At 72.7% G+C, this 12,825-nt stretch carries 13 protein-coding genes and 1 tRNA gene; all 14 read right to left on the bottom strand.

Annotated features, from left to right (window positions below; all coding sequences use genetic code 11):
• Positions 1-8: 8 nt before the first annotated feature.
• The gene (locus tag AB5J54_RS20685; RefSeq protein WP_369145397.1) at positions 9-1,661 is read right to left on the bottom strand and encodes a long-chain fatty acid--CoA ligase; all 1,653 of its coding nucleotides are present in this window, start codon (positions 1,659-1,661) and stop codon (positions 9-11) included.
• Positions 1,662-1,799: 138 nt separating this feature from the next.
• The gene (locus tag AB5J54_RS20680) at positions 1,800-2,345 is read right to left on the bottom strand and encodes a SigE family RNA polymerase sigma factor (protein WP_369145396.1); all 546 of its coding nucleotides are present in this window, start codon (positions 2,343-2,345) and stop codon (positions 1,800-1,802) included.
• A gap of 184 nt (positions 2,346-2,529) precedes the next feature.
• On the bottom strand, positions 2,530-3,657 hold the full coding sequence (locus AB5J54_RS20675) for a DUF1906 domain-containing protein (RefSeq protein WP_369145395.1): 1,128 nt from the start codon (positions 3,655-3,657) through the stop codon (positions 2,530-2,532).
• A 52-nt stretch (positions 3,658-3,709) separates the two neighbouring features.
• Entirely contained in the window at positions 3,710-4,876 is a 1,167-nt protein-coding gene (locus AB5J54_RS20670) for a lipid-transfer protein (protein WP_369145394.1), read from the bottom strand.
• On the bottom strand, positions 4,873-5,256 hold the full coding sequence (locus AB5J54_RS20665; RefSeq protein ID WP_369149411.1) for a MaoC family dehydratase: 384 nt from the start codon (positions 5,254-5,256) through the stop codon (positions 4,873-4,875). Before AB5J54_RS20665 ends, AB5J54_RS20670 begins: the two co-directional genes overlap by 4 nt.
• A gap of 5 nt (positions 5,257-5,261) precedes the next feature.
• Positions 5,262-6,290: an acyl-CoA dehydrogenase family protein gene (locus AB5J54_RS20660; protein ID WP_369145393.1), complete on the bottom strand. Its 1,029-nt coding sequence runs from the start codon at positions 6,288-6,290 to the stop codon at positions 5,262-5,264.
• Between the two features lies 1 nt (position 6,291).
• Positions 6,292-7,224 (bottom strand): bifunctional MaoC family dehydratase N-terminal/OB-fold nucleic acid binding domain-containing protein, encoded by a 933-nt coding sequence (locus AB5J54_RS20655; protein ID WP_369145392.1) that lies wholly within the window; start codon positions 7,222-7,224, stop codon positions 6,292-6,294.
• A complete protein-coding gene (locus AB5J54_RS20650) occupies positions 7,221-8,387 on the bottom strand; it encodes an acyl-CoA dehydrogenase family protein (protein ID WP_369145391.1) in 1,167 nt (388 codons plus the stop codon). Before AB5J54_RS20650 ends, AB5J54_RS20655 begins: the two co-directional genes overlap by 4 nt.
• A 206-nt stretch (positions 8,388-8,593) precedes the next feature.
• Positions 8,594-8,899, bottom strand: a complete 306-nt coding sequence (locus AB5J54_RS20645; RefSeq protein WP_369145390.1) for a hypothetical protein — start codon at positions 8,897-8,899, stop codon at positions 8,594-8,596.
• A 406-nt stretch (positions 8,900-9,305) separates the two neighbouring features.
• A complete protein-coding gene (locus AB5J54_RS20640) occupies positions 9,306-9,824 on the bottom strand; it encodes an O-acetyl-ADP-ribose deacetylase (protein ID WP_369145389.1) in 519 nt (172 codons plus the stop codon).
• A 142-nt stretch (positions 9,825-9,966) separates the two neighbouring features.
• On the bottom strand, positions 9,967-10,161 hold the full coding sequence (locus tag AB5J54_RS20635; protein WP_369145388.1) for an antitoxin: 195 nt from the start codon (positions 10,159-10,161) through the stop codon (positions 9,967-9,969).
• 183 nt (positions 10,162-10,344) lie between these two features.
• Positions 10,345-10,761 carry a hypothetical protein gene (locus AB5J54_RS20630; protein WP_369145387.1) on the bottom strand — a complete coding sequence of 139 codons (417 nt, stop codon included), beginning with the start codon at positions 10,759-10,761 and terminating at the stop codon, positions 10,345-10,347.
• Positions 10,762-11,048: 287 nt separating this feature from the next.
• Positions 11,049-11,135: transfer RNA gene (locus tag AB5J54_RS20625), tRNA-Ser, on the bottom strand.
• Between the two features lie 167 nt (positions 11,136-11,302).
• Positions 11,303-12,763 (bottom strand): S1C family serine protease, encoded by a 1,461-nt coding sequence (locus AB5J54_RS20620; RefSeq protein WP_369145386.1) that lies wholly within the window; start codon positions 12,761-12,763, stop codon positions 11,303-11,305.
• Positions 12,764-12,825 lie beyond the last annotated feature (62 nt).

Raw genomic sequence — 12,825 nt, 5'->3', positions numbered from 1 at the left:
TCGGTGCATCAGAGCCGAGTGACGTCCAGCTCGCCCTCCGCGTACTGCTTGCGGATGACCTTCTTGTCGAACTTGCCGACGCTCGTCTTCGGCACCGCCTGCACGATCGCCCACCGCTCCGGCAGCTGCCACTTGGCGACGCCGCCCTCGTCGGCGAGGAAGGCCTTCAGCGTCTCGTAGTCCGCCGTCGCGCCCTCCTTGAGGACGACGGTGGCCAGCGGACGCTCGCCCCACTTCTCGTCCGGCACCGCGACCACGGCGGCCTCGGCGACCTCCGGGTGGGCCATGAGGGCGTTCTCGAGCTCGACGCTGGAGATCCACTCGCCGCCCGACTTGATGACGTCCTTGGCGCGGTCGGTGAGGGTCAGGAAGCCGTCCGGGCTGATGACGCCGACGTCGCCGGTCTTGAGCCAGCCGTCCTCGCTGAACTTGTCCTCGGGGCGGAGCGGTTCGCCGTCGACGCCGTTGTAGTACGCGCCCGCGATCCAGGTGCCGCGCACCTCCAGCTCGCCCGCCGACTCGCCGTCCCAGGGGAGGCGTTCGCCGCCGGGGCCGACGAGGCGCGCCTCGACACCGGCGGGGAAGCGGCCCTGCGTGACCCGGTACGGCCACTCCTCCTCCGGGGTGAGGCCGTGCGGCGGGTGGGCCATCGTGCCGAGCGGGGAGGTCTCGGTCATGCCCCAGGCGTGGCAGAGGCGGACGCCGAGCCGGTCGTACGCCTCCATGAGGGAGGGCGGACAGGCGGCGCCGCCGATGGTGACCTGGGTCATCGAGGAGAGGTCGCGGGGGTTCGCGGTGACCTCGGCGAGCAGGCCCTGCCAGATGGTGGGGACGGCGGCCGCGTGGGTCGGCCTCTCGCGCTCGATCATGTCGGCGAGCGGGGCCGGCTGGAGGAAACGGTCCGGCATGAGCATGTTGATGCCGGTCATGAAGGTGGCGTGCGGCAGGCCCCAGGCGTTGACGTGGAACTGCGGGACGACGACCAGGGTCGTGTCCTTGTCGGTGAGGCCCATCGACTCGGTCATGTTCACCTGCATGGAGTGCAGGTAGATCGAGCGGTGCGAGTAGACGACGCCCTTCGGGTCTCCGGTGGTGCCGGAGGTGTAGCACATGGCGGCGGCCGTGCGCTCGTCGAGCTCGGGCCAGTCGTACGAGGTCGGGCGGCCGGCGATCAGCTCCTCGTACTCGTGGACGCGCGGGGCGGCGCCGTCGAGGAGGGAGCGGTCGCCCGGGCCCGCGACGACGACGTGCTCGACCGTCGGCAGGTGCGGGAGCAGCGGGGCGAGGAGGGGGAGCAGCGAGCCGTTGACGAGCACGACCCGGTCGGCGGCGTGGTTGACGATCCACACCAGCTGCTCGGGGGGCAGGCGGAGGTTGAGCGTGTGGAGGACCGCGCCCATGGAGGGGATCGCGAAGTAGGCCTCGACGTGCTCCGAGTTGTTCCACATGAGGGTGGCGACGCGCTCGTCGCCGGTGACCCCGAGTTCGTCGCGCAGGGCGTGGGCCAGCTGGTGCGCGCGTGTTCCGGCCTCCGCGAACGTGCGGCGCTGCGGCTCGGGCTCGCCCGTCCAGGTGGTGATGGTGGACTTTCCGTGGATGGTCATCCCGTGCTGGAGGATGCGGCTCACGGTCAGTTGTACGTCCTGCATGGTGCTGTACACGGGGCGTCCTCCCGGTGGGCGCTACGTGGGCAGATGGGGTGTGGAGATTCTGCGCACGTACCGCGCGGTATGTCACTACCCGAGAGTACGTAAATTGCCAGTGATTACTGGCGGAAGTGGTCTGTCGTCCTTCCGCGGCTACCGTACGGGCGTCAGCTCCGGGTCCTCGCGGAGCTTGCCGAGCGCCCGGGACACCGCGCTCTTGACCGTGCCGACCGACACCCCGAGCACCTCGGCCGTCTGGGCCTCGCTGAGGTCCTCGTAGTACCGCAGGACCACCATCTGGCGCTGCCGCTCCGGCAGCTTCAGGATCGCGCGCCACATCGCGTCGTGCAGCACCTGCCGCTCGGCCGGGTCCGGCTCCGGGAGACCGGCGGGCTCGGGCAGCTCCTCGCAGGCGAACTCGTCGACCTTGCGCTTGCGCCACTGCGACGTACGGGTGTTCAGCAGCGCGCGGCGGACGTAGCCGTCCAGGGCGCGGTGGTCCTCGATGCGCTCCCAGGCCATGAAGGTCTTGGCGAGCGCGGTCTGGAGGAGGTCCTCCGCGTCCGAGGGGTTGGCGGTGAGGGAGCGCGCGGTGCGCAGGAGCACGGGTCCACGCGCCCGCACGTACGAGGTGAAGGTCGGGTACGACGCGTACTGCGAGGCACCGGCGCAGACGGGGCCAGAGGGTGGCGGAGTCATGACTCCACGCTAGGAGGGCACGGGACCCGGCGGATCGGCCCCAGGTCCCGACCCGCCGTCCGCCTCAGGTTGTAGGGGTGGGGATGGCTCCACCTCCTCTGGGTGGAGGCCCGGGGTCACCCGGCTCAGGGTCAGGGGCGTCGAAGGCCCTCCCCGGCAGGGTCACCGGGCGCGGCGGTCCTCCTCAGGGGCGTCCACCCGCGACGAAGGACAGGGGGACGGGGACGCGGGTGGTGAACCTGGCGGGGGCGGTGACGCGGGCGACCGGTGCGTCCATCGCGTTGCGGTCGATCGCGAGGGTGCGCCCGCCGTACGTCTCGGTGACGTTCCCCGCGTACTGGTGGATCCGGGCGTGCGGCGTCCAGGCGTCCGGGTGCAGCACCGACTCGGTGAGCAGCGCCGGCTGGCCCCGCCAGCGCGCGAACCACATCACGTCCGGCAGGTCCTTCGTCCCCGCCCTCCGCTGCGTCTCCATGTCCCGCACCCCCGTGTCGGCGCTGCTGTAGAAGCCGGGGAGGTAGCCGAGCCGCCGCACCTCCCGGTTCCAGGCGCGGACGAAGGCGAGGGTGGTCGCGGCGCAGCTCGCGTCGCCCCGCCGGTAGGCCTCGATGTCGAGGTAGAGCGGGCTGCTCGTACCGATCCCGAGGGCCTTCGCGGCCCGTACCGCGTCGCCGCCCTCCTTGGTGCCCTGGGTCGCGGGCGCGCTGCCGATGGCGAAGCGGCGCTTGGCGAGGGAGTCCACGCACGGGGCCTGGGAGCCGACGAAGAGCGGCAGCAGCCGCCAGCCCATGGCGTGGGCGGAGGCGACCCAGGCGGGGGTCAGCTCCTTCTGTACGGGGCAGCCCCGCCCGCGCCCGCCGAAGTAGATCCCGACGGCCCCGTACGGCGACCCCCGCCAGGCCTTCATCACGGTGAGGGACGGCGCCTCACAGGTGTCGAACGCCTTGCCCGCGAACCGCACGGGCGCGCCGGCCAGGGCGGGGGCCGCGGGAGCCGCCGGGGCGGGCGCGCCGGGAGCGGCCTGAGCGGCGAGGGCGCGCGGCGCGGTGGCGGAGCCCCTGCCGGCCTCGGGCCCGGGGGCGGCGAGGACCGCGGTGGTGTCGGGTGTCGTCGTTGCGGGTGGGCGTTCCGCTCTCGCCGTGGCCGCGGGCGGGGTGTGGAGGAGGGTCGTCCCGGCCAGCGCCACCAGCACCGCCGCGATCACGGTCCGCGCCCCGGGAGGCGGCGTGGAGCGTGGGCGGACCGGTACCGACGGCGGGGCCGGGACGTGCGTGGGGGCGGCTTCGGATGCGGGCGGCGTACGAGTGCTCATGGCGCGAGTGAAGATCCACCCGCCCCGCCCGGCCACCGCTCAGGCCGTCGCCTCAGCCGTCCGTGCCCAGGATCAACCCGGACGTGGGAACCCCCGTGCCCGCCGTGACCAGGGTCCGGGCCGCGCCGGGTGTCTGGTTCACCGAGGTGCCGCGGATCTGCCGCACCGCCTCCGCTATCCCGTTCATCCCGTGGAGGTAGGCCTCGCCGAGCTGCCCCCCGTGGGTGTTCAGCGGGAGCGCGTCGGCCGCGACGAAGTCGGCGGCCTCCCCCGGCCCGCAGAAGCCGAACTCCTCCAGCTGCATCAGCACGAACGGGGTGAAGTGGTCGTAGAGGATGCCCACGTCGATGTCGGAGGGCGCGAGCCCGGACGTCCGCCAGAGCTGCCGGGCCACCACCCCCATCTCCGGCAGCCCGGTCAGCTCGTCCCGGTAGAAGCTGGTCATGGCCTCCTGTTTCCGGCCGGCGCCCTGGGCCGCGGCGAGGATCACGGCGGGCGGGCGCGGCAGGTCGCGGGCGCGCTCGACGGAGGTGACGACGATCGCCTGGCCGCCGTCGGTCTCCTGGCAGCAGTCGAGGAGCCGGAGCGGCTCGACGATCCAGCGCGAGGCGGCGTGGTCGGCGAGGGTGATCGGCTTCCCGTGGAAGTACGCGGCGGGGTTGGTCGCCGCGTACCGCCGGTCCGTCACCGCCACGTGCCCGAAGGCGTCCGGGGTCAGCCCGTAGGTGTGCAGGTACCGCTGGGCGGCCATGGCGACCCAGGAGGCCGGGGTGAGCAGCCCGAAGGGCAGCTGCCAGCCGAGCGCGGCGCCCTCGGCGGAGGGCTCGCGCTGCGTGACCCCGGAGCCGAAGCGGCGCCCCGAGCGCTCGTTGAACGCCCGGTAGCAGACGACGACCTCGGCGACCCCGGCGGCGACGGCGAGCGCGGCCTGCTGCACGGTGGCGCAGGCGGCGCCGCCTCCGTAGTGGACGCGGGAGAAGAAGGACAGCTCGCCGATGCCGGACGCCTGGGCGACGGTGATCTCGGGGTTGGTGTCCATGGTGAAGGTGACCAGGCCGTCGACGTCGGCGGGGGTGAGCCCGGCGTCGTCGAGGGCCGCGCGCACGGCCTCGACGGCGAGGGAGAGTTCGCTGCGGCCCGAGTCCTTGGAGAACTCGGTCGCCCCGATGCCGACGACGGCGGCCCGCCCGCCGAGCGTGTCCCTGCCGCGGACGCTCATCGGGTCACCTCCACGGTGACCGTGCCGGTGACGTGGTGTCCGAGCCCGTTGGCGCCGACGACCCGGACGCGCGCCGTGTCCCCGTCCACCTCGGTGACGGTCCCGGTCAGGACCATGGTGTCTCCGGGGTGGTTGGGGGCGCCGAGGCGGATGGCGACTCCGCGGAGGACGGACCGGGGACCGAAGTGGTCGGTGACGTACCGGCCGACGAGCCCGTTGGTCGTGAGGATGTTCATGAAGATGTCCGGAGAGCCCTTCTCGCGGGCCAGCTCGGCGTCGTGGTGCACGTCCTGGTAGTCGCGTGAGGCGAGGGCCCCGGCGACGATCAGGGTGCGGGTGATCGGGATCCGCAGCGGCGGCAGTGCGTCACCGGGCTTCACCGGGCTCATGACAGGTCCCCCTCCGCGAGCAGGTCGCCGAGTTCGGCGAGGAGTTCGGTGCCGCAGCCCAGGTAGGCGTCGAGCTGCCGGCCCCACAGGAAGTGCCGGTGGACGGGGTGGTCGAGGTCCGCGCCCATCCCGCCGTGCAGATGCTGTCCGGCGTGCACGACCCGCTTGCCCGCCTCGGAGGCCCACCAGGCCGCGGTGAGCGCCGCCCCGGTGGCGTCGAGCCCCTCGTCGAAGCGCCAGGCGGCCTCGTAGGCGGTGACCCGGATGGCCTCGGTGTCCATATGGGCGTCGGCGGCCCGCAGTTGCACCGCCTGGTGGGTCGAGAGCGGCCGCCCGAACTGCTCCCGTACGGAGGTGTACTCCACGGCCCTCGCGAGGGACCCGGCGCACACTCCGACCTGGAGCCCGGCGAAGGCGGTCCGCGCGGCGGCGAGCACGTCGTCGTGGGCCCCGGTGCCGCCGAGCCGCTCCCCCGGTGTCCCGTCGAGGACGAGCCGGGCGGCGGCCCAGGGCGCGGTGAGCTCGACGGCCTCGACGGCGGCCGCGTCCTCGGCGCGGACCAGCCACAGGGCGCGGTCCTCGTCCGGTACGAGGACGTGGGTGGCGTCCCTGAGCCACGGCACCCAGTCGACGACGCCGCTCAGTCCCCCTGGACCCGACGTGACCGTGCCCGGTGCCGGGAGCGCCCCCGTCATCACCGTCGTCCCGTCGCGGAGGCCGGGCAGGAGCCGGGCGCGCTGCTCCTCCGTACCGTGCCGGCCGACGGCGAGGATCCCGTACGCACAGCTCGCGGCGAACGGCACCTGCGCCGTCCTGCGGCCCTGCTCCTCCAGGAGGAGGACCAGGCCGAGCAGGCCGGTCTCCTCGACGGCGCCGGGGAGTCCGGCCGCGCAGAGCGCCTTCCAGAGCTCGGCGTCCGTGCCGGTACCGGCTGCCCGGAGCCGCTCGTGGGTCGCGAGGTCGGCGAAGATCCGCCCGGCGAGCTCCCGGGCGGCCTCCTGCTCCTCGGTGGGGGTGAAGTCCATGTCAGTCCTCCCCTCCCGCGCGGAAGACGGGAAGCTCCAGCTCCTCGTCGACCCGCTGGAACTCGAGCCGCACCGGCATTCCGATCCGCACCTTGTCGTACGGCACGCCCACCACGTTGCTGATCATGCGTACGCCCTCGGCGAGTTCGATCAGTCCCACTGCGTAAGGGGGATCGAAAGCCGGGAAGGACGGGTGGTGCATCACCACGTACGAGAAGACCGTCCCGGCCCCGCTCGCCTCGACCGTGTCCCACTCCCGCGAGCCGCAGTCGGCGCACCCGGGCAGCCAGGGGAGGCGCAGGCTCGCGCAGTCGCCGCAGCGCTGGATCAGCAGCCGGTGCGCGGCCACGCCCTCCCAGAAGCCGGCGTTGTCCCGGTTGACCACGGGCCTGGGCCGCCGGGCCGGGGGCTTCCGCGGCTCCCGGGACGGCCGGCCGGCGGGCGCGTACTTGAGGATGCGGAAGCGGTGGGTGCCCGCGAGTTCGCCGTCCGCGCGGACGTCCGTCCGCGTCGTCACGAAGTACCCGGTGCCGAGCTTCGTGGTCTTGCGCGCCGACACGGACTCGATGACGGTGTCGAAGCCGATCTCCTCGCCCGGGCGGAGCGGCCGCAGGTACTCCTGCTCGCAGTCGGTCGCGACGACCGAGGTGTATCCGGCGCCGTCGAGGAGGGCGAACAGCTCCTCGTACGCCGCCGACCGGTCCGTGTGCCCGGAGAGTCCGCCCATCGTCCACGCCTGGAGCATGGTGGGGGGCGCGACGGCGTCCGGCCCCGCGTAGGCGGGGTGGGTGTCCCCCATCGCCTCGCACCAGTGCCTGATCATGGGCAGGTTGACCGGGTCCTTCCCGGTGCCCCCGACGGCGGCGGGCCGGCCCTCGTACGCGGCGAGGCGCTCGTACAGCGCGTCCTCCGCCGTCCGCTCCGTACCGCTCATCGCCTGCCCCTCGCCTTCATGCCGAGCCGCATCCTCGCGACGATCTCGCGCTGCACCTCGCTCACTCCTCCCCCGAAGGTGTTGATCTGCGCGGCCCGGTTCATGCGCTCCAGCTCACCGCCGTCGAACTCCCCCGGCGATCCCGCTCGCACCGTTCCCGGCCCGCCCGCGATCTCCTGACAGATGCGGTACACCTCCACCGCCGATTCGGTGCCCGCGAACTTCACGCCGCTCGCGTCCCCCGGGGCCAGCCGGCCGGCCCCCACGTCACCGACCAGGCGCCAGTTCAGAAGGCGTGTCGCGGCCAGCCGGGCATGCGCTTCGGCGGCCCGGATCCGGATCCACGGCTCGTCGATGCGACGCCTGCCCGTCACCGGATCGGGGGTACGCGCCCGGTCGAGGACGGCCGCGAAGAAGTCCTCGGCCTGCATGCCGATCGCGGCCAGCGCGACCCGTTCGTGGTTGAGCTGGCTGGTGATGAGGCCCCAGCCGCCGTGCTCGGGCCCGACGAGGTTGCCGGCGGGGACCCGTATCCCGTCGTAGTACGTGGCGGTCGTCGTCAGCCCGCCCACCGTCTCGATCGGGGTCCAGGAGAAGCCGGGGGAGTCGGTGGGGACGAGGACGATGGAGATGCCGCGGTGCGGGGCCGCGTCGGGGTCGGTGCGGCAGGCGAGCCAGATCCAGTCGGCGTTCTGGGCGTTCGAGGTGAAGATCTTCTGCCCGTCGATGCGCCAGGAGTCCCCGTCGCGCACGGCCCGGGTGCGCAGGGAGGCGAGGTCGGTCCCGGCCTCGGGCTCGCTGTAGCCGATGGCGAAGACGGCCTCGCCGCGCAGGATCCGGGGCAGGAAGAAGGCCTTCTGCTCCTCGGTCCCGTACGCCATGAGCGTGGGTCCGACGGTGTTGAGGGTGACCATCGAGACGGGGGCGCCGGCGCGGTACGCCTCGTCGAAGAAGACGAACTGCTCGTCGGGGCCGCGGCCCTGCCCTCCGTACTCCTCGGGCCAGCCGAGACCGAGCAGCCCGTCGGCGCCGATCCGGCGCAGCAGCCGCCGCTGGGCGGCCGTGTCGGTGGCGGGCGGTGGGCCGTCGGGCATCAGGTCCCTGAAGTACGCGCGGAGTTCGGCGCGCAGCCGCAGCTGCCGCTCGGTCGGGGCGAGGTGCACGGCGACGGCCTCCCGGTGGGACGACTGAGGTTTCTGACTGTCCGTCAGATTCCGTGCGCCTGTCAAGGTCGAGGACGCCCCCGGGCCGCGCACGCGCCCGCGCGCAAAAACGCGACGGCCCGCCCGCCGGTACCGAAGTACCGGCGCACAGGCCGTCGTTCACACCACGGTCACGCCCCCCGTCGGGCCGGAGTCCGCACTGCCGGTCACCACCACGGGTGGAAGTTCACCACGTTGTTGTCCTGGTCGATGTGCGTGAAGGCGGAGCCGTTCACGCTCGCGGTGTTGTTCTGGTTGGAGGCACCGGAACCGGTCGCGACCTGCTGCGTCGTGGTCGAGTTGCCGAGGTTGGCCCCGCCCACGCCGCTGCCGATGATCGTGGCGACGCTCGTGTTCGATCCGTCGTCCGCGAAACCTCCGTTGTCGGCCTGGGCCACCCCGGTGAAGAGCGCGGCGGCGAGGGGCAGGGCGGCGGCGGCGGCGAGGATGCGGGCGGTACGGATGCTTGCCATGTCTGTTCCTCCGGGAACTGAAAGCTGCTGCTGGTGCACGGAACTGCTCTATGGAACTGCTCTGAAGTACGGCCATGTCCAAGGCAGTTGGCCGACCGCCTCGGTCGTCGTGCTCGACGTCGCGAATCCAGAGTTGCCCACCGAATCCCCGGCGAACCACCCCGGAGCGGCCGATTCCCCCGCAAGCGTGAGGACAAGCCGATAAACCCCGGCAGTACGAAGAAAGTCCCAGCTCACACGGGTGGAGGGGCCCGCGCGCGGTGCGGGGGCGGCAGGGCCGGTGCGCGGCAAGGGAGGAAGCGTTCCGGCAGATTTTCCGCCGATCCTTCTCCCGGAAGGACGCCACGGCGCGTCCCCACCCCGCAGAAATCGAAGAGAAAATCCAACAGGGACAAGGTGTTCGACGCTACGAGGCCTCTCCCAAGGCCGCTTCGAACGCCCCGTACGCCACCGCGTCGAAGAGCACGAAGCGGACCTCCTCGACCTCCGTACGGGCCGCCCGCACCGTCTCCACCGCGATCCGGGCGCCGTCCGCCATCGGCCAGCCGTAGATCCCGGTCGAGATGGCCGGGAACGCGACCGTACGGTCCCCCGACTCGTCGGCGACCCGCAGCGATTCGCGGTAGCAGGAGGCCAGCAGCTCCGAGCGGTCCTCGTCCCGCGACCAGACCGGCCCGACCGTGTGGATCACATGCCGGGCGGGCAGCCGCCCCGCCGTGGTCGCCACGGCCTGCCCGGTCGGCAGGCCCTTGCCGTAGTGCGAGCGGCGCAGCTCCTGGCAGGCGGCGAGGATCTCCGGACCACCCTTGCGGTGGATGGCCCCGTCGACCCCGCCGCCCCCGAGCAGAGAGGAGTTCGCGGCGTTGACCACCGCGTCCGCCGCCTCGGCGGTGATGTCTCCCTGGACCAGCACGATGCGCACCACGAGAAGGGCCCTTCCTGAAGCCGTCCGTCTCCGATCGCCGGATTCAAGCGGCCCCGGGCCCCCGCCGGCCACCGAAAAACGGACCCGGAAACCGGAAGGGGTGCCCCGGGAAGACCCGGGGCACCCCTCCTGACATGTGCGGTCACTGCTGCGGCGGCGGCGCGTCCTGCCCCTGGCCTCCGAGCTGCTCCTTGAGCTTCTCCTGGGCCGTGTCGACGTGCTTCGCGTGCTTGCCCTGCGTTCTCTCGTCGACCATGTCGCCGGCCTTGTCGATGCCCCGGGAGGTCTGGTCCTCGTGGCCCTTGAGCATTCCCTTGAGCTTGTCCAGCACAGACATCCTGGCCTCCTAGCCGCTGTTCCAGCCCCTCCAGCATCGCGGCGCACCGCCGGAACCGCATCCGCAGAGGCGCTCCTCGTCAGGAGCACCCCTTGTGACCAGCGCACACGCCACGCAGAGACTCCACGAGCGCTCCCCCGGGCGCTGCCGGTAGCGGTCAGGCGTGGCCCCGGTCGGACCCCGTCAGTGCGCGAGGGCCCCCTTCGCCGCCACGATGAGCAGGACGAAGACCAGGTTGACCAGGCCCTCGATGACCGCCTGGGTGCGGGATGCACCGGCGTTCAGGGCTCCGAACAGGGCCCAGGAGAACTGCTGTGCCGCCGCGACCGACAGTGCGAGCCACCCCGCGCCGCTCGGCCCGAGCCCCAGGAGTGGGCTCACCGCCAAGGCCGCCGCCGGCAGCACGGCCGCCTCGATGATGGGCAACTCGCGCCGTCCGGCCCGTCGGACCTCGGGCCAGCCGACGGGCAGACCGACCAGTCGTTCGCCGGCGAGATGCGCATAGACATGGGCCGCCCAGAAGACCGCGCCCGTCACGAGAAGCAGAACGATGAGTTGAACGCGCGGGAAGTCACCGACCGCGCTGGCCGTGGCGATCACCGAAGCCGCAAGGAGCGATCCGTAGACGGCTCCTGCATGGTCCGCCCGCGATGCCGACCGAGTGTGGTCGGATCTGCGAGGCCATCGGAAAAGGCGGTGCACCCGCCCAACCTATAGATCGCGGCCTTCCGTCTACGGCTCCACACGCGGATGTGCGCCCGTTCCTCTCAGCCGCTGCGGCGCCACGCCGCTTCCCCGAGTCCCTACCCGGCTGCGCCGAACCCACGTGCAGCGGGCACGAGAACGGCCCCTGACCGATCTACCTGGTCAGGGGCCGTTTCACCTTGCGGTGGGTGTGGGATTTGAACCCACGGTGACATCGCTGCCACGACGGTTTTCAAGACCGTTCCCTTAGGCCGCTCGGGCAACCCACCCTCGCCCCGCCTCACCTGGCGCGGAGCGGCTACAGCCTACCGGCTGACCACCCCCGTCATGGAAGCCCCGACCACAGGCCGGCCGCGGGGTCATCCGACGACGAACGGCACGTCGGGGAAAAGGGGGTACGGCATCGCCGTACCCCCTCAGCCCCGGACACCGGGTGTCAGCTGTCGCCGGTGCGTTCGCCGAGGACGACCGTGGCCGTCGCGGTCTTGCCGTCGCGCTCGTAGGTGATCTTCACCGAGTCGCCCGGCTTGTGCGTCCAGATCTCGCTGATGAGGGTCGGGCCGCTGTCGATCTGGTGGTCGTCGAAGCCCGTGATCACGTCGCCGGCCTTCAGCCCGGCCTTGGCCGCCGGGCCGTCGGGCGTGACCGAGGCCGTGCCGCCCGTGCCCTGGGAGGCGATGGTCGCGCCCTGGCCCTTCTCGTTCATGTTCACGGTCGCGCCGATCACCGGGTACACCGGCTTGCCCGTCCTGATCAGCTGCTGGGCCACGTTCTTCGCCTGGTTGACCGGGATCGCGAAGCCGAGGCCGATCGAGCCGGCCTGGGACTGGCCGAAGCCGCCGCTGGTCGACTGGATGGCCGAGTTGATGCCGATCACCGCACCGCTCGCGTCGAGCAGCGGTCCGCCGGAGTTGCCCGGGTTGATCGAGGCGTCCGTCTGCAGCGCGCTCATGTACGAGTTGCTGCCGCCGGAGCCGTCGCCCGAGGCGACCGGGCGGTTCTTGGCGCTGACGATGCCCGTCGTGACGGTGTTGGACAGGCCGAAGGGCGCGCCGATCGCGATCGTCGAGTCGCCGACCGCCACCTTGTCGGAGTCCCCGAGCGGCAGCGGCGTCAGGCCCTTCGGGGCGTCCTTCAGCTTCAGGACCGCCACGTCGTAGCCCTCGGCCCGGCCGACGACCTCCGCGTCGTACGTCTTGCCGTCCGAGAAGGTCACGGACAGCGTGCCGCCGTCCGCCGCCGACGCCACCACGTGGTTGTTGGTGACGATGTGGCCTTCCTGGTCGTAGACGAAGCCCGTGCCCGTGCCGCCCTCGCCCTCCTGGGCTCCGGACTTGGCCTGGATGGTGACCACGCTCGGCAGGGCCTTCGCCGCGACCGCCGCGACCGTCCCCGGGTCGCGCTTGAAGGACGCGGGGGCCTGGCCGGAGGAGACCGTGGTCGAGCTGAAGCCGTTGTCGCCGCGCTCGGCCGCCCAGTAGCCGATGCCGCCGCCGATGCCGCCCGCGACGAGCGAGGCGACGAGCACGGCCGCCACGAGGCCGCCGGTCCGTCTGCGCGGCGCCTCGGGTACGGGGGGATGCGGGGTGCCCCAGGCCGGGACGGCCGGCGGGGGCGGCGGCCAGCCACCGGCGGGGGCGGGGGCGGGGGCCACGGCGGCGGGCGGCTCCGGGGCGGGGGGCGCGGCCGGAACAGGGGCCTGGACCGTCGTCGGCTCGTCCGCCTGCGAGACCGGCTGAGGTGCGGGGGTCGGCTGGGCCGCAGAGGCCGGCTGGGGCGCAGAGGCCGGCTGGGGCGCCTCCTGCGGCGCGTCCTTCGGGGGTACGGGAGGCGTCGGAGGGGCGGACGGGGCAGCCTGCTCCGCCGGGTCCGGCGTGCCCTCGTTCTCGGTGCTCACAGCTCGCTCTCCTCGTCGACGGCGCGGTTACCTAGGTGGCTCCGGGGTGCTGCACCAGCTTT

The sequence above is a fragment of the Streptomyces sp. R44 genome, assembly GCF_041053105.1.
Lineage (GTDB): Bacteria > Actinomycetota > Actinomycetes > Streptomycetales > Streptomycetaceae > Streptomyces.
This window is presented reverse-complemented; position numbering and strand designations above follow the sequence as displayed.